Here is a 23,599-nt window from a genome sequence, read left to right on the forward strand (position 1 = left end):
GCAGGGTCCACCGTCGACGACCGTCGGTGGCGGAGGCGAACGGTTGTCGGTGGCCTCTGGTCCAATGGCGTCATGAGCGCGACACCCCGCCCAGAGGACGCCCGAGACGTGCTCGCCGCCGGTGCCGCCCCGACCCGGGGGGAGTCCCAGGGTGCCCGCGTCGACGGCGGGGTGCGGGCGGCGCGGGGCGGACGACCACGGTTCCTCCGCGACCGGTCGACACGGGTGGTCCCGGTCGAACGTCTCGACGCCTCCCAGCGTCGGGCCGTGCGGGCGCGCGGGTCGCTCGTGCGGGCGTTCGGCGCCCCCGGCACGGGCAAGACGACGGTGGCGGTCCACGCCGTGCTCGACCGAGTGCGATCGGGGGAGGTTCGGCCCCACGAGACGCTCGTCCTCGCGCCCACGCGCGTCGCCGCGGCGCGCCTCCGGCACGGCCTCACCGCCGAGCTCGCCGCGACCACCGCCTCCCCGCTCGTGTGCAGCGTGCAGGCCTTCGCCTTCGGGCTCCTCCGCCGTGACGCGGCCGAGCGGGGTGAGCCCACGCCGCGCCTCCTCAGCGGCCCCGAGCAGGACGTCGTCCTGCGGGAGCTCCTCGCCGGTCACGAGAGTGGGTTCGGGCGTCGACCCGACTGGCCGGCGGCGCTTGCCGAGGCCACCCGCACCCGCGGCTTCCGGGCCGAACTGCGCGACCTCCTCATGCGGGCCGTCGAGTACGGGCTCGACGCCGAGGGGTTCGCCGCGCTCGCCGCTCGGGAGGGCAACGACGTGTGGGGCGCGGCGGCGCAGGTGCTCGCCGAGTACGACGAGGTCACCGCCCTCTCCTCCCCGGGCGGTTACGACCCGGCGTGGATCCTCACGGCCGCCGCCGACCTCCTCGAGGACGACCCGGCCGTGCGGGCCCGGGTCCACGACGAGGTGCGTGTCGTCGTCGTCGACGACGCGCAGGAGCTCACCGCGCCCGCCGCGCGTCTGCTCGCGCTCCTCCGCAGCCCCGTCGGCGAGGTCGTCCTCGTCGGCGACCCCGATGTGGCCACCCAGACCTTCCGTGGTGCCGACCCGCGCCTCATGATGTCCGAGCCCGCGACCGTCACCTGCGTGCTCGAGCGCTCCTGGCGTCTGCCCGCGCGGGTCGGTGAAGTCGTGTCACGCGTCGCCGAACGTGTCGGCTCCGTCGGCTCGGTGGCCCATCGTCTGGGGCGGCCCCTGGGGGACGGTGGCGTCGTCGGCCTCGTCTCCCCGCCGTCCTCGCCGGGGTCCGCACCGCTTCCGGCCGACGCGGGTGGAAGCGACGCGGCCACGGGAGTCGCCGCGGGCACCGAGGCGCCGGGACACGACGGGGGTGTCGCCGCACGACGATCCGTCACGAGTCTCGCCGCAGCACGGGGTCGAGCCAATGCGGCGCGCACGTCCGTCCCGGAGCAGGCGACCCTCTTCGACTGGTCTGACGACGCCGACGCCGACGCCGACGCCGTGACGGGCCCCGCCGGTCCGGCCGACGGTGCCCCCGTCACCCCGCCGACGGATCGGGCGGGCGAGGGCGGCGCGCCCGTCGGCCCCGGCGGTTCCGTCGGTTCCGTCGGCTCGGGGGTCCCGTCCGCCGACATCTCCGCCACGTCCGCGGGACCGCCGGGGGACTCTGCACACGCCTCACCGGACCCGGCCACCGCGACCGACGTGGGTCCCTCGCCGAACGCCACCGCCGAGGGGGAGACCCCGACGGAGGGCGACGTCGAGGTCGCCGTCCTCGCGACCGCGGTGGCCGAGGCCCGCTACGTCGCCGCACGACTGCGCCAGGCGCACCTCGTCGACGGGATGCCGTACTCGCGAATGGCGGTCGTCGTCCGCGGCGCCGGGCGCAGCGCGACGATGCGGCGCGTCCTCGCCGGTGACGGCATCCCCGTCGACGTCCCCGGCGCCCGGGTGCCGCTGCGCGAGGAGCCCGCCGTCCGTCCGCTCCTCACCAGCTTCGCTATCGCGCTCGCACGGGCGACGGCGGGCGCCACGGACGACGGGGCGAGGCCCCCGGCCGTGGCGGGAGCAGGAGAGACCGGACTCGACGCCGAGACCGTCCTCGACCTGCTCGCCTCGCCCCTCGGCGGCAGCGACTCCCTCGCCGTCCGACGCCTGCTCCGCGCATTGCGCCAGGCCGAGGTGCGCCGCCTCGAGTCCGAGTCCGTCCTTCCGGAGGGATCCGACCCGGCGTCCTCGGCGCCCGCGCCCCAGTCCGTCACGACGTCGGCGTCCGACCTCGGTGGCCCCGCGGCGACCTCGTCCGACACGTCCTCCGGCACGACCTCCACCGTGTGCTCCCCACTCGAGGGGGGCGCCGTCCCCCACGCGGGGGCGGACGAGCCTGCGGGCCCGGGGGCCTCCGCGACCGGCGACGCGGAGTTCCGCGCGCCCCGCTCCGCCACGCCTCACGCCGACGCGCGCACGTCCGCCGCGGACCCGTCGGCGTCGGCGGCACCGTTCCCCTTCGTCGTGCCCCCGAGGATACGCAGCACCGACGAACTCCTCGTCGCCGCGGTGACCGGGGACCCCGTCATCGACCACGTCGACGCCCAGGCCCCGGCCGCCGGGCTCCGGCGGATCCGACGCGTCCTCGCCGCAGGTGTCGCCGCGGCCTCCCGTCACCACGACGGGTGGGCTCCGGGCGTCACCGCGGAGACCGTGCTGTGGGCGATGTGGGAGGCCGGCGGCCTCGCCGAGCCGTGGCGTCGCGCCGCGCTCGCGGGCAGCCAACGTGCCGACCGCGACCTCGACGCCGTCGTCGCCCTCATGGACGCCGCCGCCCGCTACGTCGACCGGCTGCCCCTCCGGGGACCCGACGGGTTCCTCGAACACGTCCGCGGCCAGGACGTCGCAGGTGACACCCTCGTCGCGCGTGCCCCCGCCGACGAGTGCGTCACGCTCACGACCCCCGCGGGCGCGGCAGGTTCCGAGTGGGACCTCGTCGTCGTCGCCGGCCTCCAGGAGGGTGTGTGGCCCGACCTCCGCCTGCGGGGATCGGTCCTCGGCTCCGCCGCCCTCGTCGACACCCTCACCGGCCGCGGTCTCACGCCGCAGGGCGCGCGCAGCGCCATCCGTTCCGACGAGACGCGTCTCCTCCTCGTCGCCGTGAGCCGCACCCGCGACCGCCTCCTGTGCACGGCGGTCCGCAACGACGAGGAGACGCCCTCGCCGTTCCTCGACCTCGTCGACCCCCTCGAGGAGGCGCGCCCGTTCGCGACGCCGCCGCCCCCGATGACGGCGTCGGATCTCGTCGCGACGCTGCGCCGCCGTGTCACCGGCGGTGCCCTCGCCACGCTCCCCACCCCGGCGTCGGCAGGGGAACGCCCCGACGCCGCGGACGCGCACGAACCTCCCCGGGAGGTTGCGCGACCGGCCGACCGGGTGGCCGCCCGACTCCTCGCCCGCCTCGCGGACTCCGGCGTCGCTGGCGCCGACCCCGACGACTGGTGGGGGCTGCGCGACGTGAGCGACGACCGCCCCCGACGCGCCGACGACGACCGCGTCGCCGTGTCCCCCTCCAAGGTCGAGGCGTTCGCCCGGTGCGAGCTCCGGTGGCTCCTCGCCGGTTCCGGCGGCCAGGCGGGGGAGGGCACGGTCGCCTCCACCATCGGCACGCTCGTGCACGACATCGCCGCCACCACCGACAACGGCGACCACGCAGCACTCCTCGCCGAACTCGAGCGTCGATGGCCCGAACTCGACCTCCCGCCGGGGTGGCTCTCCCGCCGCCGCCACGAGGAGGCCGTCGCGATGATCGACCGTCTCCACCGCCAGCACCGCGCCGCCCTCGCCGCCGGGTGGGAGGTCGTCGGCACCGAGATCGACGTCGAGGTCCCCCTCGGCCGCGCCGTCGTCCGGGGTCGGGTCGACCGCCTCGAACGCGACGCGGAGGGGCGGCTCCGGGTCGTCGACCTCAAGACGGGATCGAGCAAGCCGCCGGCCGCCGATCTGCCGACCCATCCCCAGCTCGGCGCCTACCAGGTCGCCGTCGAGGAGGGCGCGTTCGCCGAACACGGCACCGACTCCGCCGGAGCCGCCCTCATGCAGATCGGTCGCGGTGGCGGGGTGCGGGGCGCGCTCCAGGAACAGCAGCCCCTCGCCGCCCAGGAGGACCCCGGTTGGGCCCGCGAGCTCCTCGACTCGACGGCCGAGGGCATGGCCGGCGCGACGTTCCGCGCCAACGCCGGCGCGTGGTGTCGCGTGTGCGAATCGCGGTTCAGCTGCCCGATCCAACCCGAGGGAGAGATGCTCCGATGACCCGGCCCACCTCCGAGGGGTCCTCCCCGGCCCGACCCCGTGCCGCCGCGGGAACCGCCACCGCAGACGCACACGACTCGACGACCCCGGCCCCCGCGCGGGAGGCCGCCCCCACGGCGCGGTACTCCGCGGTCGCCATCGCGCACGCTCTTTCGCTACCGACCCCCACGCCCGAGCAACGCGCCGTCATCGAGGCGCCGCCGACGTCGATGCTCGTCGTCGCGGGTGCCGGCTCGGGCAAGACCGAGACGATGTCCGGGCGCGTCGTCTGGCTCGTCGCCAATGGACTCGTCGCCCCCGAACGCATCCTCGGACTCACGTTCACCCGCAAGGCCGCCGGCGAACTCGCCGACCGCATCGGCGGACGTCTGCGCCGGCTCGCCGCGACCGGTCTCTGGACGCAACCGTCCTCGCCGGAGGCTCCCCCGGCCGCCGACGTCACCTCCGCGGCCGTCCTCGAGGCCGACGCCCTCCCCACCGTCGCCACCTATCACTCCTACGCGGGCACGATCGTCCGCGAGCACGGACTCCGCCTCGGCATCGAACCCGACGCGCGGCTCCTCACGGAGGCGGCCGCCTGGCAGTACGCCCACGAGATCGTCGTCCGCTACGACGGGCCGATGACGGAGGTCGACAAGGCCGAATCCACCGTCACCGCGGCCGTGCGCGACCTCGCCGGGCAGCTCGCCGAACACCTCTGCACCGTCGAGGATCTCGCGGCCCACCTCGAACGGCTCGACACGCACGTCGCCGGTCTGCCCCAGGGGTCGGGCCGGTTCAAGGGCATGCCCGCCCCGGTCAAGGAGCTCCTCGCCCACGTCCACGCACAGCGCCGGGTGCTGCCCCTCCTCGAGGCGTACGCCCGCACGAAGAGCCGCGCTGAGGCCCTCGACTTCGCCGACCAGATGGCGCTCGCCGCGACCCTCGCCGAGCTCGACCCCGGTGTCGCCCGCGCCGAACGGGACCGGTACTCCGTCGTCCTCCTCGACGAGTTCCAGGACACGAGCGAGGCCCAGATGCGCCTCCTCCACGCCCTGTTCGCCGATCCGCGCGCCGGGGCGACCCGCTCGGTCACCGCCGTCGGGGACCCGCACCAGTCGATCTACGGCTGGCGGGGCGCGAGCTCGACGACGCTCGCCGCCTTCCCCCAGCGGTTCACCGTCCCCGCCGGCTCCCTCGCCGTCGACGCCCCCCTCGACGTCTCCGCTCCGGGAGCCGCGCCCGAGGGAGCGGACGGTGGGCGGACGCCGTCCGAACCGACCGCGGTCGGGAGGGCCGCGGCAACTCCCTCGGCCACCGGGTCCACGACCGACGCGGCAGCCGCCGCCGACGCGGCATCCACTGCAGCCGTTCCCGACCGGCATGGGACGGGGGAGGGGCACGAGACGTCGTCGGAGCAGGACCCCCTCGGGCGGGACGCCGTGACCGCGGCGGGCCTTCCTCTGCCGGACGGGCCCGACGTCGACGGCGCGTGCGTTTCCGCCACCGTCGGCGTCGGCGCCGTCGACGGGCGTCGAACCGCCGCGCCGCTCGTCCCGCCGGTGCTGCCCCTGTCGACGAGCTGGCGCAACGACGTCGCCGTCCTCGCCGTCGCGAACGCCACGGCCGCGCCGCTCTCGGCGGCGAGCCCGGTGCCCGTCCGGGAGTTGCGGCCGTCCCCGGTCGCGGGGACGGGCCTCGTCGAGGCGGCGCGCCTCGCGACGGCCACGGACGAGGCGGACTACGTCGCCGACTGGATCGCGTCGCAGTGGTGGACGCCCGGCGGGGGACGACGACACAGCGGTGTCTCGGCCGCCGTGCTGTGCCGTCGCCGGGCCCAGTTCGCCGCCGTCGCCGACGCGCTCGGGGCGAGGGGGATCCCCGTCGAGGTCGTCGGCCTCGGGGGCCTGCTCACCCGCCCGGAGGTGAGTGACGTCGTCTCGCTCCTGCGGGTCGTTCACGACCCGACGCGCGGCGACGCCCTCATGCGGCTCCTCGTCGGTCCCTCCGTGCGTCTCGGAGCCGCAGACCTCGACGCCCTCGGCGCGTGGTCGAGATACCTCCACCGGCATCGGGACGACGGGCCGGGTGCTGTGTCCGTCTCCGCGTCGGGCGCCCCCGGCGCGGACCGCTCCGCGCAGGCCACGGCCGTGGACGACGACACGGACCGGCCGAGTCTCGCCGAGGCCGTCGACGCCCTTCCCCCGCCGGGGTGGCAGGGGGGTCAGGGCGAGCGGCTCTCCGCAGTCGCCGTGGAACGTCTGCAGCGGTTGTCGGCGGCCCTCGCGACGGTCCGAGCCGCAGTCGGGCACCCTCTGCCCGAGCTCGTCGTCCTCGCCGAACGTACCCTCGGCGTCGACGTCGAGGTGAGCGCCTCCCTCGACACCCTTCCCGAGACGGCCCGGCGCCACCTCGACGCCTTCGTGGACGCCGCCGCCGGGTTCGCCCTCGGCGCGGACCGCCCCACCCTCGGCGGGTTCCTCGACTGGCTCGACGCGGCCCGCGAGGAGGAACGCGGTCTCGACTCCCCGGCGTCGCACGTCACCGAGGGTGCCGTGCAGATCCTCACCGTCCATGCCGCCAAGGGCCTCGAGTGGGACGTCGTCGCCGTGCCCGGCCTCGTCGAGGCGGCGTTCCCCTCCCACCGCACCTACGGTGCGCCGCCGGACGGCGGGCTGCCCGCGCCGACGTCGAAGGGGTGGATCACCGGCCTCGGGTCGATCCCGTACGACCTGCGGGGCGACCGCGAAGGGCTCCCGCGCCTGCCCTGGGACGAGGTCGAGGACCTCACCGAGCTCGCCGCCGCCGTCAAGACGTTCGCCGCGGAGGGCGGGAGCCACGCCCTCGACGAGGAACGCCGGCTCGCCTACGTGGCGTTCACCCGCGCCCGCCACCGTCTCCTCCTCTCGGCGAGCGTCTGGCTCGACGGGGAGAAGCCGCGTGTCACCTCGCGGTTCGTCACCGAGCTCCGCGACCTCCCCGGCGTCGTCACGACGCTCACGTGGGAGCCCGACCCCGAGCCGGACGCGACGAATCCGGCGCTCGCCGACACCCCCGCCGGGCGTTGGCCACTCGTCCGCGACGACCCTCGGGACCGGGCCGAGCGGGTCGCGGCGACCTGGGTCGACCTCGCCGGTGAGGAGGCCACGGCCGGCGCCGACCACGCCCGCGTGGCGTCGGAGGAGCGCGAAGAACTCGAACGGCTCCTCGCACTCGTCGACGACGCCGAACGCGACGAGCTCCGCCGGCTCGTCGAACTCACAGACCTCCTCCTCGCCGAGCGTGCCGCCACCGTCGAGCGCGCCCGAGCCGTCCGTCTCCCCGGGCACCTGTCGACCTCCGCGCTCGTCGAACTACGTTCCGACGCACAAGGTTTCGCCGACAGGCTGCGTCGACCGATGCCAAGTCCACCCGCCACGGCGGCGCGACTCGGCACGGCGTTCCACTCGTGGATCGAACAGCACTACCGGCGGGCGAGTCTCGTCGACGACCTCGACCTCGAGGGGTACGCCGACGACGTCGGCGAGATCCCCGACCTGGACCGGGCGCGGCAGCTCTTCCTCGAGAGCCCGTGGGCCGAGGCGACGCCGATCGAGGTCGAGGTCGCGCTCGAGACCGTCATCGACGGCGTCCCGGTGCGTGGCCGCATCGACGCCGTGTTCCCCCGCCGCGACGGCGGGGTGACGATCGTCGACTGGAAGACGGGCTCGCCGCCCTCCCCGTCGCGCCTCGCAGAGCGCAGCGTCCAGCTCGCCGTCTACCGGCTCGCCTACGCGCGGTGGAAGGGGCTGTCGCCCGACGACGTCGACGCCGCGTTCTACTACGCGTCCACGGGCACGACCGTCTACCCGACCCTGCCCGAGGAGTCCGCGCTCGCCGCGTTCGTCGCGAGCCTCACCGACTCCCCGCAGGGCGAGGACGGTGCGAGCGGAGACGACGACCGGAGACCGTGAGACGCGGATCGGCCGGCGTCGTCCGGATCGGTCACGCGCGACGCGCGGCGGCTCGGCCGCCGCACGGGTCGGGCCTGCGTCAGTCGCTCGGGGTCGACACACGCCGGTTCGGCGGCGGCGCGTGTCGGGGTGGCGCCGGTCGTCCCCGTCGGACGCGGGTCGACTCAGCCGCGGTACGTGTCGGGGCCGCGCAGGTCGCCGTCGCCGCCGGAGCCGTGCGGAGTCTCCTCGGGCACGGCCCCGGCGTACGTCGTCTCCCCGGTCGAGGAACGGCCGCCGTCCTCGGCGTCCGAGCCGGCGCCGGTGACGTCGATGCGGGGGTTCCCGCCCGGCAGGGTGGCGCCGGAGGAATACCAGTCCTCGTCCACCGGCTCATCCTCGAACGTCACCGGCACCGCGGTGCGGACCGTCGACGTCGAGGGGGCGAGGGTGTCGTCGGCGAGGAGGTCGACGAGGCGCCGCATCGTGCGGACGACGTGGGCCACCGCCGGTTCGTCGCCGCTGCTGTGCGCGGCGAGGAGACGGCTGAGGAGGCGGAGTTCGCCGAGGAGCCGCGCCCGTTCCCGCAGGTGGGGGTCGACGGTGCCACGACGGTGCTGCGCGTAGGCGCCGAACACGGTGTCGACGGCCTCCGGCGGTGCCGAGCGGGCGATGGCGGCGAGGTCCTCGGCGGGGTCGCCGATCTTCGCGCCCTCCCAGCTCACGATCGCCGACACCCGTCCGGAGCTCGTGTCCTCGGTGGGGAAGTCGGTGAGCAGGTGCGCGTTGGAGAGGTACCCGTGCACGGGGACGGTCGTGAAGTCCCACCACGACGCGTCGTCGAGGGTGCGCTCCCATCGGGTGAGAAGCTGGGTGGGGACGAGGCCGGTGCGGGCGCCGCGGTCGACGTCGCTCACGAGTCGGTGGCGGCACTCCTGCGCGTCGTAAACCGGCACGCCCGTGTCGTCGAGCGCGCCGACGGGGACGTCGTGGAGCGCCGCGAGGGCGGCCCCGATGCCCGTGGCGATGCCGGGGCCGGGCGGCAGGAGCGCGAAGTCGACGATCCGGCCGTAGAGGTAGGGGTACACCATCGCGGGGCGGCCGTCCCCGAGCGCCGCGGTCCCCGCGGGCTGCGGCACGTCGAAGGGGAGGTGCCGTCCGACCTCGAGGAGGAACGGGATCGACGCCTCCTGGAGGGCGGCGGACACGCGGTCGGCGGGGAGACGGACCACCCAGGCGCGTTCCTCGTCGTCGACGACGAACCCGACGTGGAACCGTTCGCCGATGTTCTCCGCCACCATGTGCAGATCCACGGGCCTGAGGCCGGGCACGGCGGCGTCGGCGAGGGCGGCGAGGTGGTGGGGGGTGTTGTTCACCCGCACACGGTAGCCCGCGCCGGCCGCGGGGAGAGGCCCCCTCCTCGTGGGCGCGTCACGGGTGCGCCCCTACGGTGGGTCCATGAGCATCGAACCGACCGGCGGTCAGGGCAGTACGGGCACGATCCAGGAGCGGGTGGGGCTGGAGCGTGCCGCATGGGACGCGTCGGCCGCGCTCGCGGATCCCGGCACCCGGGTGCTCGAGATTATCGGCGACAAGGGCCCCGTCGAGGTCGCCCGGGACGGATCCGGTCCGGTGCTGCGGTGGCGTGCGCCTCGGCCGGAGGACGCCGGGGCAGAGCTCGTCGTCCTCCTCGGTCGGGCGCCGGGGCAGGACCCGTCGGGCGGCACCCCAGGGGTGCATGCAGGGCGCGGCGCCGATCTCGTCGCCGTCGTGCGGCCCGCGCCTCCGACCGGTGACGACGCCCCCGGCGGGCGAGTCGCCACGGACGACACCACGGACGACATCACGGACGACATCACGGACGAGGACGGCGCGACGGTCGCGTGGCGGGCGCTGCGCGAGGTCGGGCCGTGGATGGACGCCACCGACGTCGCCTGGTGGATGACGGCGCAGGGGCTCGTCCTGTGGCACCGCACGCACCGGTTCTGCTCGCGCTGCGGATCACCGACGCGCGTCGCGTCGGCGGGCTGGATGCGCGTCTGTGAGAAGGAGGAGCGGGAGAGCTACCCCCGCACCGATCCCGCCGTCATCATGGGCATCCGCGACGCCGAGGACCGTCTCCTCCTCGCCCGGTCGCCGATGTGGCCGGAGGGCCGTCGCTCCGTGCTCGCGGGGTTCGTCGAGCCGGGGGAGTCCCTCGAGGACGCGGTGCGGCGCGAGGTCGCCGAGGAGGTCGGCCTGCGGGTCGTGCGCACGGAGTACGTCGCGAGCCAGCCGTGGCCGTTCCCGGCGTCCCTCATGCTCGGGTTCGCCGGCTGGGCCGACGGCACGGCGCTGGAACGCGACCCGGGGGAGATCGCCGAGGCCGAGTGGTACACCCGTGAGGAGGTGCGGGCCGGGGTCGAGGCGGGCACCCTGCTTCTACCGGGACGGATGTCGATCGCCCGACGACTCGTCGAGGACTGGTACGGCGAGCGCCTCTTCGTGCCCGGGGTCGACGAACTCGGCGGCGAGGCCTGGGCCCGCCCCTCGTGAGTGAGCCGTGCGGCTCACGAGGGTCGGGGCCGCGCGGGACGCGACCCCGGCCGGGCGGACGACGGCCGCCCGGCCTCAGCGCGCGAGGCGGAGGAGGACGTCGTCGAGGGAGGGGTTCGTCGCGGTCGTGCCGTCGGGGAACACGACCGTCGGCACGACGCGGTTGCCGCCGTTGATGCGCTCGACGGCGGCGGAGGCCTCGTCCGCGTCGGGGGCGGTGTCGACGTCGACGACGGTGTGCGGCACCGGCTCTGCCTCGAGGTCGGCGAGGAGCCGGGAGCAGTACGGGCACCACGACGTGGCGTAGACGGTGACCGAACCGGGCTCGGGGGCGACCGGGTGCGTCGACATGACTTCTCCTCGGGAGGTGACGGACGCCCGGGACCGGGCGAAACGCCGTCACTGTAGTGGGCGCGACCGACACCGGCACGCGGCCTCGTCCCTCGGTGGCGGGGGGCGGCGGACGGGCGCGGGCGGGTGCGGACGGGCGCGAACTGATCCGGACGGGAGCGGGTGTGGGGACGGTGGGGAAGGGCTGTCGGGGGCGTCTGTCAAGATCGCTGATGATGAACGACGTACCGCCTCCGCACCCCGCCGGGCCCGCCTCGCCGGACGAGGTCCTCGCGGCCCTCGACCCCGATCAGCGGGAGGTCGCGAGCTCCCCGCTCGGTGCGATGTGCGTGCTCGCGGGTGCCGGATCGGGCAAGACCCGGGCGATCACGCACCGCATCGCCTACGGGGTCGCCTCGGGGGCGTATCGACCCACGCAAGTGCTCGCCGTGACGTTCACGGCGCGGGCCGCGGGCGAGATGCGCACGCGTCTGCGGGGGCTCGGCGTCGAGGGGGTGCAGGCCCGCACGTTCCACTCGGCCGCGCTGCGGCAGCTCCACTACTTCTGGCCGCGGGCCGTCGGGGGTGCCGCGCCCGAGATCATGTCGCACAAGGCCGGGATCGTGGCCGAGGCGGCGAGCCGGCTGCGCATCGCCACCGATCGGGCCGTCGTCCGCGACCTCGCCGCCGAGATCGAGTGGGCCAAGGTGAGCATGCTCACCGAGGAGACGTACGCGCAGGTCGCCGCCCGGGAGGGGCGGGAGACCGCCGGGGTCGACCCGCAGACGATGGCACGTCTGCTCACCCGGTACGAGGACGCGAAGACGGCGCGCGGCGTCATCGACTTCGAGGACGTCCTCCTCCTCATGGTCGGGATCCTCTCGGAGTCGGAGGAGATCGCCCGCGAGGTGCGCGGCCAGTACCGCCACTTCGTCGTGGACGAGTACCAGGACGTCAACGCCGTGCAGCAGCGGCTCCTCGACCTGTGGGTGGGGCAGCGGCACGACGTGTGCGTCGTCGGCGACCCCGCGCAGACGATCTACAGCTTCACCGGCGCCTCGCCGACGCACCTCACGGACTTCACCCGCCGGCACCCGACGGCCCGGGTCGTCCAGCTCACGCGCAACTACCGCAGCTCGCCGCAGGTCGTCGACCTCGCCAACCGGGTGCTCGCCGGGGCGGGAGGCCCGCCACGGCGGCTCGTCGCGCAGGGCGAGGCGGGGCCGGTGCCCACCCTGAGTACGTACTCCGACGACGCGGCAGAGGCGGTCGCGGTCGCCGCCACCGCGAAGCGTCGCATCGACGCGGGCACCCCCGCCGCCGAGATCGCCGTGCTCTACCGCACGAACGCGCAGTCCGAGGCGCTCGAGGACGCGTTCTCCGACGCGGGTATCCCCTACCTCGTCCGGGGTGGCGAACGGTTCTTCTCCCGGCCCGAGGTCAAGCGGGGGATCCTCCTCCTCCGCGGCGCCGTGCGCGCCGACGACCCCGCCGTCTCCCTGCCCAACGCCGTCGGCGACGTGCTGTCGGCGGTGGGGTGGTCGCCGGAGCCGCCGGTGGGGCGTGGCGCCGTCCGCGAGCAGTGGGAGTCCCTCGATGCGCTCGTCCAGCTCGCCGTCGACCTCGTCGGCACCGATCCGGACGCCCGGATGCGCGATCTCGTCGCCGACCTCGACGAGCGCGCCGCCGCCCAGCACGCCCCCACCGTCCAGGGGGTCACGCTCGCCTCGCTCCACGCGGCCAAGGGCCTCGAGTGGGACGTCGTGTTCGTCGTCGGCGTGAGCGAGGGGCTCGTCCCCATCTCGATGGCCGAGGGCGCCGAAGCGGTCGAGGAGGAGCGACGGCTCCTCTACGTCGGACTCACCCGTGCCCGGCGCGAGCTGCACCTCTCGTGGGCCCAGTCCCGCACGGCCGGCGGGTCCGGCAACCGGCGCCCCTCACGCTTCCTCGCGCCCGCTGCCGGGGTGCTCGGCGACGGCGCGCGGGCGTCCCGCGGGGGAGGGACGCGCGCCGCCCCGACGACCGCGGAACGACGCCGGACGCCCCGCACCGGTGCCCGCCGCATCGTGTGCCGAGGCTGCGGCACGGTGCTGCACGACGCGACCTCCCGTACCCGGGGACGCTGCGAGGACTGCCCGCCGGTGTACGACGAGGCCCTCTTCGAACGGCTCCGTGAGTGGCGGCTCGCCGTCGCCTCGGCGGTGAAGATCCCCCCGTACGCCGTGTTCACCGACGCGACCCTGGAGGCCGTCGCCCAGTACGGCCCCACCGACCGTGCGATGCTCTCGAAGATCCGCGGCGTCGGGGCGCGCAAGCTCGCGTTGTACGGCGACGACGTCCTCGCCGTCGTCGCGGGCGAGGACCCGGCCGGCGACTGACCCGATTCCGATTCGGGAAGGGGCCGACGCGTCCGCGTCCGGCCGGCGGTCGGAGGAGCGGAACGCCGCTCGCAGGTGGCGCGTGTCGCCGTCCGATGTCCTCCTCCGGCGCGGCCACCGGGGCGCCGTGCCCGCGATCAGGGGGATCGTGCGGCGTACGCGGAGGGCGGCGGGAACGACGCGGGGGCGCCCGCGCGTGAGGCCGAACGAGGCTACGCGCGAGCCCGGCGCGAGTCCTTGCGAGGGCTGCGAAGGCCTCGGACGGAGGTTGCGCGTTAATTCCGTTGCACGGGTCGAACGGGGCCCCCTACGCTGGTCATGTCGCCACGGAGCGACACGCCTCGATCCGGGGCGGATGTGTAGACCTCGAGAGCAGAAGGGAGGGGTTGACGATGTTCCTCGCCACCATCAGGACGACCTGGATCCTCAGCAGCACCGAGTATGCCGCGGTCGAGTTCACCGGCGGTGCCGTCGCCACGGCGTCCGGCGATACCGGCGCGCATCCGCGTCTCGTCGACCCCCGCGGCCTCGCCGTGCGTCCGCGTCTGTTCCTCGGCGCCCGCCACTGAGCGCGCTCTTCCTTCTGCACCCGTTCTTCCGGAGTTCCCCGGCCGTGCTCGGCCGCGGAGGCTCTGCCGGGACCTCACGTCCCGACGACCCATCGAGGTTTCTTCCGATGCATCAGTACAACGGCCCTCGCCGTTCCTCCTCGCTGCCGTGCCGTGTCCACGACGCGGAGCTCTGGTTCGCCGACGCCCCGAACGACGTCGAACGTGCCAAGGCCCTCTGCCTCGAGTGCCCGCTCGCGCAGCGGTGTCTCGCCGAGGCCCTCGACCGGGCCGAGCCCTGCGGGGTGTGGGGTGGGCAGCTCCTCGTCGCCGGGCGGATCGTCGCCCGCAAACGCCCGCGCGGTCGACCCCGCAAGGCCGAGGTCGCGGCGTGACCTGCGTCGAGACCGTGGCCGCGGCCTGAACCCGTGACTCCGGCCCCGGTCGTCGGGCCTTCGTCCCCGCCCCGGGGCGTCCGACCACCCGTCCCCGATGACCGGCCGGGTGCAGGGACGGTCGTCACCGGGCCTCGACGCGCGTGGTCGTGGCCGTCCTTCGGCCCGGGGCGTCCGTGCCCGCCGGTCCGTCCACGCCCGTTCACCCGTACCCGTCCCGCACCACCCGTCCGACACCTGTCCGACACACCCGAGGAGGTGACGTCATGCAGTCGTGGTTGAAGTCCGCCGCCCGTCCGAGGCCCCCCGCCGTCCGTTCCGAGGAGGTGCGGGAGCAGCGGGCGATGCTCGCCCTGTGGGCCCCCGGCCCGCACGGGGTGGGCCCGTCCTGCCAGGTCCTCCGATGACGCCCGCGTGTCCGGCCGTCGGTCGGCGCGACGCCCGTTGGGGGGAGGTGCTGCGCCGGCTCGGCCCGCACGTGGCCGATCCGCCGTGCGCCCGAGCGACCCGAGGCGGATCGTGGGAGAAGAAGGCGTCACCGTCCGTCGTGGACGGTGACGCCTTCTCGTGCGTGGGGGAATCGCCGGCGGGATCGGCGACTCAGGGCATCGGGCCGAACTCCGCGCCGGGGAGGCCGTTCGCGAGGACGGCGCGGGCGGGGACGACCCCGTCGATCTGGCAGAGGACGCCGATGCCGCCCGCCCAGACGCGCTCGATCATCATGTAGTCCGGCGGCAGGTTGAGCCGCAGGCTCGTGCGGAAGTCGACGGATCGCGGGTCGCGGTACCGCTCGGCGTGGGTGCGCAGCCAGTCCCGCGTGAAGCAGAACTCGGGGACGCGCAGCGGGTCGATGAACGGGTCGATGACGTCGAGGAGTTCGTCGGCGTCGACGTCGATGTGCGGACGCACGAAGCCCTCCTCGCGGAGCCCGGCGAGCACGCTCTCGGCATCGTCCTCGAGCGCGCGGGAGAGGAGTCGACCGATGACGGGCGGCAACCCGCCCGGGAGGCGGTCGACGGCGCCGAAGTCCATGACCCCGAGCCGGCCGTCGTCGAGGAGACGGAAGTTGCCGGGGTGCGGGTCGGCGTGGAGGAGCCGCGCGCGGGCCGGGGCGGCGACGTGGAACTCGAGGTAGCGGGTGGCGGCGAGGTCGCGTTGCTCGTCGGTGCCCTCGGCGATGATCCGGGACAGCGGGGTGCCGTCGAGCCACTCGGTGACGAGGAGGGTGGGGCCGTGGTGGACGACGGCGGGGACGGCGACGTCGGGGTCCCCGTCGAACACCTCGGCGAAGACCTTCTGGTTCGCGGCCTCGCGTCCGTAGTCGAGTTCCTCCTCGACGCGGCCGACGAACTCGTCCAGCAGCGGTCCGAGGTCGAGGCCGGGCAACCACGAGGCCGACATGCGGGTGACGCGTGCGAGGCGGCGGAAATCGCCGACGAGGGCGGGGCCGGCACCGGGGTACTGGGCCTTGACGGCGACGACGCGGCCGTCCTTCCACACGGCGCGGTGCACCTGGCCGATGGAGGCCGAGGCAACGGGGGTGTCGTCGAACTCGCGGAACTTCGTGCGCCAGCGCGGGCCGAGGTTCTCGCCGAGGACGCGGTGGACGGTCTCGGTGGGCATCGGCGGTGCCGCGTCCTGCAGCCTCGTGAGGGCGGCGCGGTACGGCGCGGCGAGGTCCTCGGGCATCGCGGCCTCGAAGATCGACATCGCCTGCCCGACCTTCATCGCCCCACCCTTGAGCTCGCCGAGGACGCTGAAGAGCTGCTCGGCGGCCTGGGTCTGGAGACGGAGGGCGACCTCTTCGGCGGGGGTGCCGGAGAGGCGGCGGCCGGCGCCCACGGCGGCCCGCCCGGCCATGCCGAGGGGCAGAGAGGCCAGTCGTGCGGTGCGGGTGAATCCCCGCCGGGGTGGTTCGCTCACGGTGTCATTGTGGGGCCCGCGGCTGGATTCGTCCTGACCGGTGGCGCGCATGGGGTGCCCGCCGCGTGTCGCGGGCGGTGGAGCCCGCCACACCCGTGCTGCCGCTCGTCGCGCAGCCCGGCGTGCCAGGCGTGCCACCGTCGGCGCCGCCTCTCCCACACCTGCCGGGGTCGGCCCCTGCGACGGGCGGGGGCGACGAGCCGCCGACGTCGTGTGCGTCGTCGTGTCGGGGGCAACGGGGATGGCGACGCCACTCCCGGTGACGGGAGCGTCCGCCGGGAAGGAGGACGGTCGTCGACTCCGCGACCGAGGTGCGACCGGGCGGGGAGGTGAAGCGGTCGAGGAGACGCGCACACGCGAGGGAGGCGGCGAGGACCGTCGCCGGTGACGGATCGGCGGGTTCGCGCAGGTGCTCGACCTGGGCGAGGACGTGCCCCCACCAGGGATCGTCGTCCGCACGGGTGAGGTCGAGGCAGAACAGACACGGGCCGTCGTGCGTGACGAGCGGACCGACCGTGACGGAACGGTGCCGGACGAGGACGGGCAGACATTCGACACCGTCGTGCCGGGCGGCGACGGGGGAGAGCGCGCCTGCGGCGACCCGGACGAGGACGTCGACGTGGTCCCCGACGAGCGTCGGCCGCCTGCCGCGGAGGGCGAGGTCGAGGTCGTCGAGCACCGCGCGGCCGTGGACGACGTGGACGCCCTCGGCGCGGAGCAGGTCGGCGAGGAGCGTCGTCGTCGCGCCCTCCCCGTCGATGGCGACCGTGCGTCCGACGGCGGGTGTGGCGTGGGCGTCGTCGACGAGCCCACGGGCGGCGAGGTCTTCGACGAGGGCGGAGAACCGTGCGGCCGACCGCCCGGTGCGGGCAGCGGCGACCTTGAGCGGTGACGATCCGTCGAGGCCGGTGAGGACGGAGATCTCGGTCGTGGTGAGCCCGTCGAGGACGACGCCGTCGGGTTCGAGGCCGAGCTGGAGCTCGGCGGGGCCGCGCCGGAGGAGGGGGACGTGGGGTGGCAGTGACGGGAACACCGGTCTCCTTCGCGGACGGCGGCAGATGGCCCGCCTGCGGAGCGCGGATCCTCCGTCGGCGGGAGGACCCAGTGTCGGCCGCGGGCAGGCCGCCGTGGTGTCCGTCGTCCACAGCCACGCCGGCGGCGACCCGTCTGGATCGCACCGTGACAACCCGTCTGGATCGCGCCGTCAGGACCCGGTGCGGGCCTGGTGCGGACATGACGACGGGGTGGTCGCGCCCCCCGCGCGTGCCACCCCGTTCGTCACCGGTGTCGGGTCGCCCCGCACCGGTGGTCCTGCCGTGCGTGCCTCAGGCCTTGCCGAGGATCCGGTTGAGCTTGGTGCTGCACACCGGGCAGGTGCCCTTGGCCATGCGGCGACCGTTGGACTCGACGACGTTGCCCTCCGTCTCGCGCTTCTCCTTGCACTTGACGCAGTAGAACTCGCCCTTGTAGGTCTCGCCGGTGTCGGTCATGTGGGGTCTCCTTGTCGTGCGGGGCCGCGGGTGCGGCCCGGACCAGGTGCCTACCCTAGAGCAGCGGTGGACCAGCACGCGTATCGGCAAAGTTCGGCGTGGCGTCCGTGCAGGTGAGCGCGTTGCGCAGGAGTGATCGAGGGGTGCCTGCGCGGGGTCGTCGGGTCGTGCTCGCGGGACGCGGGCGTTACCGTTCGCCCATGCCCACCGGTTCCGCCCCGTCCCGTCCCGCGGCCCTCCGACCCACGCGTGGGGTGCGGACCGACACGCAGGTCGTCGACGGCGAGACCGTGACGATCCGCCGGAGCACCCGTCGCCGCCGCACGGTGAGCGGCCGCCTCGAGGAGGGACGGGTCGTCGTCATGGTTCCCGACGCGCTCAGCGGGGCGGACGAACGCCGACTCGTCGAGCAGCTCGCGCGCCGCATCCGCAGCCGGGACCGACGGGGGCCCGCGGGGGACGCCGAACTCGAGGCCAGGGCGACCGCGCTCGCCGACCGGTATCTCGGTGGTCGTGCCAGGCCGACGGCGGTGCGGTGGAGCAGCCGCCAGCAGCGCCGGTGGGGGTCGTGCACCCCGGCGACGGGGGAGATCCGCATCTCCGAGGCGGCGCGGAACCTGCCCGAGGACGTGCTCGACTACGTCCTCCTCCACGAGCTCGTGCACCTGCTCGTGCCCGACCACGGGCCGGAGTTCTGGGCCGAGCTCGAGGTCTACCCGGCGCTCGAGCGGGCGCGGGGGTTCCTCGACGGCGTCGCTCACGCGCAGGAGCGTGCCCTCACCCCCTGAGGCTCACCAGAGGAGCAGGAGCGTGGCGAGCGCGGCCGAGAGGGCGAGTTCGCCGAGGCCGACCTTCATCGGGCGGATGCGTCGCCCGGCGAGGACCGCCGCGCGCACCGTCGTCACCGCGAAGAACACGACGAGGCCGACATGCACGCCCGCCGGCGGCCGGTGGGAGACGGGGACGAGGAACGGGAGCGACGCCGCGAGGGCCGTCGACGTCGCGTGGTAGGCGATCGAGGCGACCTTGTACCCGTGGGAGGCGCGCTCCCGAATCAGTGTCTTGACGTAGAGGCTCGTGCCGACGAAGTAGACGGCGAGCGCGAGCGTGGCGCCGAGCAACGGGCCGTCGCGGAGAGCCGCGGCGACGGAGCCGAGACGTCCGGCGCTCGCGGCGACGAGCGTCATGAGGCTCGCGGCGACGATCGTCACGATGTCGTTCGTGAGAGCGCGGTCGGCCCGGCGTGCGGAGAACCAGAGGCTCACCGCGGCGAACGGTGCGTAGATCGGCGCCCAGAGGAGGAGTCCGGGGCGCAGCGCCAGGGCGGCGAGGCCCCCGAGGAGGCTCACGCCGCCGTAGACAAGGACCGGCGTGAGGTACGCGCGGCGGCGCCGGGAGCGGAGCCACAGTCCGGCGGCGGCGAACCCGAGATAGCCGACGAGCCAGGCGATGCCGAGGGGGATCTGCGGCCACGCGAGCCCGCTACGCACGACGCCGACGAGGAACGGCACGGCGAGCATCGCCCAGGCGCCGTGCTGCTTGGGGATCCACGCGGCCCGGGACGAGGCGCGGGGTCCACCACGGGGCGTGGGGCGCGACCCGGCTCGGCAGGCGGGGGCGTCGACGCGCGCCGGACGTGACGCCGCCTCCCGGCCCGCCTCACCCCGCGGGGTGCGTGCGGGGGAGCGGGTGGGCCGGGAGGCGGGGGCGTCGCGCTCGGTCACGGTGATCCTCGTCAGGCGCGGGAGCCCGGGGCGCCCTGTCCGGCGTCGCCGGAATCATCGGGCCCGTCGGAGTCCGTGTCTGCATCGTGGGCGTCGGCGGGACGGGTGCCGGGCCCGTCGGAGCCCGCGTTCGTCGGCCACGGGCCGGCGTCGACGGGGCCCTCGGCGTCGGCGCTCTCGGCCTGACGACGGGAGTCCTCGCCGGAGAGGATCGCCTCGAGGGCGGCGTCGAGGTCGTCGGAGAGTTCGGTGCGCTCCGGCCCGAGGGTGCGCTGGACGAACCCGATCGGGTCGTCGAGGTCCTCGGCGCCGGGGGCGACGTCGGGGTGTGCCCAGGCGGCGTCGCGTCCGGCCGCGTCGGAGGCGCCCTCGAGCGCCGACCAGAGGTTGGCGGCGTCGCGGAGGCGACGGGGACGCATCTCGAGGCCGACGAGCTGGCCGAAGATCTGCTCGGAGACGCCACCGGTCGCGCGTCGACGCCGCACGGCCTCGCCGAGGGCCGCCGCCTGGGGCAGGTGCCCGGAGGTCGCGCGTTCGGTGACGACGTCGACCCATCCCTCGACGAGCGCGAGGAGGGTCTCGAGGCGGGTGAGCGCCGCCTTCTGGGCGTCGCTCTTCTCGGTCGAGAAGAGCGAGTTGCCGAGCGCTTCCTGCATCGCCGCGGGATCGGTCGGGTCGATCGAGGAGATCTTCGCCTCGATGCCCTCGGTGTCGATGCGGATGTCGCGGGCGTACTGCTGCACGGCCGTGACGAGCTGCGGGCCGAGCCACGGCGCGCCGCTGAAGAGACGCACGCGCGCGGCCTCGCGGACGGCCATGTAGAGCTGCACCTGCGGCTCGTCGACCTCGAGGCCCTCAGCGAACGCCACGATGTTGACGGGGAGGACGACGACGCCTCCCTCGACGAGGGGGAGCCCGACCTCGGTGCCGGTGAGGACCTCCCCGGCGAGGAGGCCGACGGCGCGGCCGATCTGGGCGCCGAACATCGAACTGCTCATGCGGGCGAGCATCGGCTCCATCTGGCCGAGCATCGACGAGAGGTCCATGCCCGGCGGGAGCCCCATGCCGGGCGGCATCCCCGGCAGCGACATCCCTTCGGGCAGACCGCCGTCGCCGAGCTGGTCGAGCTGGCTCTTGAGGGCCGACGTCGTCGCCGAGGTGACGCCCTCGGCGACGGGGGAGACGAGACGGCCCCACATCGGCATCGTCTCGGCGACCCACTCGGCGCGGCTCCACGCCTTGACGGGGCCGGACGGGGCGGCGAACGACGTGACCTCGTCGAGCCACAGCTGCGCGACGTGACCGGCCTCCTGGGCTGCGCGACGCTGCGCCTCGGAGACGACCGCGTCACCTCCCTCCGCCGCGACCGTCTTGCGGGCGACGTCGGCACACATGTCGAGATCGACGCCACCGTCGGCGGGAGCGGCGAACATCGCCTGGAGCTGACCGGCGAGCATCGCCATCATCGACGGGTCGACCCGGTCGAGGCCCATCGACTTGAGCGCGTCGGCCATCGCCGGATCCCCGCCGCCGAGCAGCTGTTCGAACAGCTTGCCGAGGTCGGGCTGTTCCGGCTCGTTCGGGTGGGACGGGTTGGACATCAGGACTCCTTGTCGCCTGAGACACTGTTCTCCTCCACTCAACCACGCACGGGGCCGTGAGGTTCCCGCGGATCGGATGCGACGACGACACCGATGTCCCGCATGGCGATTCCCACGGGGCCGAGTCCCGCCCCGCTGCGTGCACGCCGACCACGCGACGACGGGAGCCATCATGGGCGAGCCGATCTCCGGCGGGATGCCCGCCACCACCGACGCCACCGAGGGCCACGACGCCGCCGCGGCGGCCGACGGGGCGGCGCGCCCGCTCGTCGGGGTGCGCGAGGAGCCGCTCTCCGTCGACGAGGTGCTCGCCGCCGTCACCCACCCGCGGGTCGGTGGTGTCGTCACGTTCCTCGGCGTCGTCCGCAACCACGACGACGGCAAGGGCGTCGACGGCCTCGACTACTCCGCACACCCCACCGCGACCGACGCCCTCACCCGCCTCGTCCAGGCGACGCTGCGGCGCGACGGGGTCGTCACGGTGGCAGCGGTCCACCGCACCGGTCACCTCGACGTCGGCGACCTCGCGGTCGTCCTCGCCGTCGGGGCCGAACACCGCGGCGAGGCGTTCGAGGCGTGCCGCGCCCTCATCGACGACCTCAAGGCCGAGGTCCCCATCTGGAAGCACCAGCTCTTCGACGACGGCAGCGACGAGTGGGTGGGCACCCCGTGAGGCGCCGCCCCCGCGCGACCTCGGCCGAGGACGCCGGTGCCGCGCATCCCGACGGACGTTCCGACGGGCCTCCCGACGACTCCGCTGCCCACGTGGGCCGCGACGCCCACGACCACGACCACGACCACGACGCGGACGAGCACGACCACGTCCGCGAGGGCACGCACGGCGAGACCATCGGTGCCGGCTCGACGCGTGCGCCCCGGCGGCGCCGGCCCCTCGTGGGGCGGTCGCTGTCGGGTTTCCTGTTCCTCCTCGTGCTCCTGGGCCTCGTCGCCCAGTTCGTCACGTTGCCCTTCGTCATCCTCCGGCCGGGACCGGCGGTCGACGTCCTCGGTACCCCCGAGGACGGGGCGCCCGTCGTCACCGTCGCGGGCGCGAAGACGTACCCGACCAGCGGATCGTTGTTCTTCACGACCGTCGCCCAGTACGGCGGGCCGGGGCGCCGACCGAACGCGTGGGACGTCGGCGTCGCGTTCGTCGACCCACGGGCCGAGCTCATGCGCGAGTCCGTCGTCTACCCGCCGCAGGTCTCCGAGAAACAGGTGCGCGACGAGAACACCGCCGCGATGACCGACTCGCAGCAGGAGGCCGTCGCCGTCGCGCTGCGTCGCGTCGGGCGGCCCGTCACCGAGAGGGCCGTCGTCGCGCGGGTGCTCCCCGACGGTCCGGCCGAGGGCGTCGTCGAGAAGGGCGACGTCGTCACGGCCGTCGACGGGCGGCCGGTGGCGCACGCCGCCGACATCACCGCGCACATCCAGAAGACGACCGGACCGGTGCGGCTCACCGTCCTGCGCGGAGGGAAGGAGCGCACACTCACGCTCACGCCCGTCGTACGCGAGAAGCGTCGGCTCGTCGGCATCCTCGTGCAGCCGACATTCTCGTTCGGCGTCGACGTCGCCATCCACGCCGGTGACGTCGGCGGCCCGTCGGCGGGGATGATGTTCGGCCTCGGCATCTACGACACCCTCACGCCCGGCGCGCTCACGGGCGGGCGGCGCATCGCCGGTACCGGAACGCTCGACTCGACGGGGAGGGTCGGACCGATCGGCGGCATCGAGCAAAAGCTCCAGGGCGCGAAGGATGCGGGTGCCGGCTGGTTCCTCGCGCCGCGGACCAACTGCGGCGAGGTCGTCGGCCACGTCCCCGCCGGACTCGTCGTCACCCCGGTGACAACCTTCGACGAGGCGCTCGACGCCGTCGAATCGATCGCAGCGGGCAAGGGGAACACCCTTCCCGCGTGCCCGGCCGGCTGACGGGTGCGCGGGAGCGGGTCAGTCCTCGAGCGTCGCGGCGAGCGCGTCGAGCAGGCCCGGAGCGATCTCCGAGCCCACCGCGACCTTGTCGTCGGAGTCGTGGGCACGCTGACGCACGAGGCACACCCGCTCGCCGTCGCGGGTCACCGCGGCGAGGAGACGGATGTCGGCCCTGTCGGGGTGCTCGAGGGAGGCGCGGGCGGCGGCCGCCGGGTCCTCGGGGAGGCCGGCCTCGGCCTCCGGGGGGAGGACGACGCGCTCGACTGCGACGGCGACCCCGTCGACCTCGGCCGGCCACGCGAGCTGCGCGAGGAGTTCCTCGACGTCCTCGTGCGGAGGGAGGTCCTCCTGCTCGACGGTGACGAACGCCGTTCCGGGCTCCACCTCCTCGCCGCGGGCCTCCTCGAGGCGGCCGGCGAGGCCCGGTTCGGCCTCGGCGAACCGGGCGGCGTCGACGAGGGCGAAGAGGCGCAGGGGCTGGTCCCAGCCCCCGGCCGCGACGTACTTCTCGGCCTCGAGGGCGCACTCGTAGAGGGGCGGGAGGACGTTGACGATCTCGCTCACTC

18 protein-coding genes are annotated in these 23,599 nt (G+C 74.9%); 10 read left to right on the forward strand and 8 right to left on the reverse strand.

From position 1 onward, the window contains the following. Positions 1 to 72 precede the first annotated feature (72 nt). Together MOPEL_RS15915 and MOPEL_RS15920 are read left to right on the forward strand one after the other, a co-directional pair. The gene (locus MOPEL_RS15915; RefSeq protein ID WP_083841789.1) at positions 73 to 4,269 is read left to right on the forward strand and encodes a UrvD/REP family ATP-dependent DNA helicase; all 4,197 of its coding nucleotides are present in this window, start codon (positions 73 to 75) and stop codon (positions 4,267 to 4,269) included. Then, entirely contained in the window at positions 4,266 to 8,201 is a 3,936-nt protein-coding gene (locus MOPEL_RS15920) for an ATP-dependent DNA helicase (RefSeq protein ID WP_009482310.1), read from the forward strand. Before MOPEL_RS15915 ends, MOPEL_RS15920 begins: the two co-directional genes overlap by 4 nt. A 164-nt stretch (positions 8,202 to 8,365) precedes the next feature. Here the strand turns inward: MOPEL_RS15920 and MOPEL_RS07685 are convergent, their stop codons facing one another. After that, positions 8,366 to 9,556, reverse strand: coding sequence for a phosphotransferase (locus MOPEL_RS07685; RefSeq protein ID WP_141631240.1), 1,191 nt, complete (start codon positions 9,554 to 9,556; stop codon positions 8,366 to 8,368). An 82-nt stretch (positions 9,557 to 9,638) separates the two neighbouring features. On the opposite strand from MOPEL_RS07685, the gene nudC reads away from it, so the two are divergent. Continuing rightward, on the forward strand, positions 9,639 to 10,715 hold the full coding sequence (gene nudC, locus MOPEL_RS07690; RefSeq protein ID WP_009482312.1) for an NAD(+) diphosphatase: 1,077 nt from the start codon (positions 9,639 to 9,641) through the stop codon (positions 10,713 to 10,715). Positions 10,716 to 10,790: 75 nt separating this feature from the next. Here nudC and MOPEL_RS07695 read toward each other — a convergent pair whose 3' ends face one another. Then, positions 10,791 to 11,066, reverse strand: a complete 276-nt coding sequence (locus MOPEL_RS07695; RefSeq protein ID WP_009482313.1) for a glutaredoxin domain-containing protein — start codon at positions 11,064 to 11,066, stop codon at positions 10,791 to 10,793. A gap of 212 nt (positions 11,067 to 11,278) precedes the next feature. On the opposite strand from MOPEL_RS07695, the gene MOPEL_RS07700 reads away from it, so the two are divergent. From MOPEL_RS07700 to MOPEL_RS17665, 4 genes are all read left to right on the forward strand, one after another. After that, positions 11,279 to 13,423, forward strand: coding sequence for an ATP-dependent DNA helicase UvrD2 (locus MOPEL_RS07700; RefSeq protein ID WP_009482314.1), 2,145 nt, complete (start codon positions 11,279 to 11,281; stop codon positions 13,421 to 13,423). Positions 13,424 to 13,815: 392 nt separating this feature from the next. Next, the gene (locus MOPEL_RS17660) at positions 13,816 to 13,992 is read left to right on the forward strand and encodes a hypothetical protein (RefSeq protein WP_009482315.1); all 177 of its coding nucleotides are present in this window, start codon (positions 13,816 to 13,818) and stop codon (positions 13,990 to 13,992) included. A gap of 107 nt (positions 13,993 to 14,099) precedes the next feature. Beyond that, on the forward strand, positions 14,100 to 14,366 hold the full coding sequence (locus MOPEL_RS07710) for a WhiB family transcriptional regulator (RefSeq protein ID WP_009482316.1): 267 nt from the start codon (positions 14,100 to 14,102) through the stop codon (positions 14,364 to 14,366). A 266-nt stretch (positions 14,367 to 14,632) separates the two neighbouring features. Then, the gene (locus MOPEL_RS17665; RefSeq protein WP_169316296.1) at positions 14,633 to 14,773 is read left to right on the forward strand and encodes a hypothetical protein; all 141 of its coding nucleotides are present in this window, start codon (positions 14,633 to 14,635) and stop codon (positions 14,771 to 14,773) included. Positions 14,774 to 14,966: 193 nt separating this feature from the next. On the opposite strand, the gene MOPEL_RS07715 is transcribed toward MOPEL_RS17665, so the two are convergent. The 3 genes from MOPEL_RS07715 to MOPEL_RS17205 form a co-directional block, all read right to left on the reverse strand. After that, on the reverse strand, positions 14,967 to 16,289 hold the full coding sequence (locus MOPEL_RS07715; RefSeq protein WP_040633486.1) for an ABC1 kinase family protein: 1,323 nt from the start codon (positions 16,287 to 16,289) through the stop codon (positions 14,967 to 14,969). 4 nt (positions 16,290 to 16,293) lie between these two features. Then, positions 16,294 to 17,322, reverse strand: coding sequence for a hypothetical protein (locus MOPEL_RS07720; protein ID WP_009482318.1), 1,029 nt, complete (start codon positions 17,320 to 17,322; stop codon positions 16,294 to 16,296). Between the two features lie 292 nt (positions 17,323 to 17,614). Beyond that, positions 17,615 to 17,779, reverse strand: coding sequence for a DUF5679 domain-containing protein (locus tag MOPEL_RS17205; RefSeq protein WP_009482319.1), 165 nt, complete (start codon positions 17,777 to 17,779; stop codon positions 17,615 to 17,617). Positions 17,780 to 17,979: 200 nt separating this feature from the next. Between MOPEL_RS17205 and MOPEL_RS07725 the strand changes: the two genes are divergently transcribed. Further along, positions 17,980 to 18,567, forward strand: a complete 588-nt coding sequence (locus tag MOPEL_RS07725; protein ID WP_040633541.1) for a SprT-like domain-containing protein — start codon at positions 17,980 to 17,982, stop codon at positions 18,565 to 18,567. A 3-nt stretch (positions 18,568 to 18,570) separates the two neighbouring features. On the opposite strand, the gene MOPEL_RS07730 is transcribed toward MOPEL_RS07725, so the two are convergent. Together MOPEL_RS07730 and MOPEL_RS07735 are read right to left on the reverse strand one after the other, a co-directional pair. Continuing rightward, positions 18,571 to 19,503 carry a YwiC-like family protein gene (locus MOPEL_RS07730; protein ID WP_009482321.1) on the reverse strand — a complete coding sequence of 311 codons (933 nt, stop codon included), beginning with the start codon at positions 19,501 to 19,503 and terminating at the stop codon, positions 18,571 to 18,573. An 11-nt stretch (positions 19,504 to 19,514) separates the two neighbouring features. After that, entirely contained in the window at positions 19,515 to 21,104 is a 1,590-nt protein-coding gene (locus MOPEL_RS07735) for a zinc-dependent metalloprotease (RefSeq protein WP_009482322.1), read from the reverse strand. 172 nt (positions 21,105 to 21,276) lie between these two features. Between MOPEL_RS07735 and MOPEL_RS07740 the strand changes: the two genes are divergently transcribed. Beyond that, on the forward strand, positions 21,277 to 21,777 hold the full coding sequence (locus MOPEL_RS07740; protein WP_083841790.1) for a molybdenum cofactor biosynthesis protein MoaE: 501 nt from the start codon (positions 21,277 to 21,279) through the stop codon (positions 21,775 to 21,777). Further along, positions 21,774 to 23,033 (forward strand): YlbL family protein, encoded by a 1,260-nt coding sequence (locus MOPEL_RS07745; protein WP_009482324.1) that lies wholly within the window; start codon positions 21,774 to 21,776, stop codon positions 23,031 to 23,033. Before MOPEL_RS07740 ends, MOPEL_RS07745 begins: the two co-directional genes overlap by 4 nt. An 18-nt stretch (positions 23,034 to 23,051) precedes the next feature. Here MOPEL_RS07745 and MOPEL_RS07750 read toward each other — a convergent pair whose 3' ends face one another. Next, on the reverse strand, positions 23,052 to 23,597 hold the full coding sequence (locus MOPEL_RS07750; protein WP_009482325.1) for a PPA1309 family protein: 546 nt from the start codon (positions 23,595 to 23,597) through the stop codon (positions 23,052 to 23,054). Positions 23,598 to 23,599 lie beyond the last annotated feature (2 nt).

The sequence above is a fragment of the Mobilicoccus pelagius NBRC 104925 genome (genome assembly GCF_000247995.1).
In the GTDB taxonomy this organism is placed as follows: domain Bacteria; phylum Actinomycetota; class Actinomycetes; order Actinomycetales; family Dermatophilaceae; genus Mobilicoccus; species Mobilicoccus pelagius.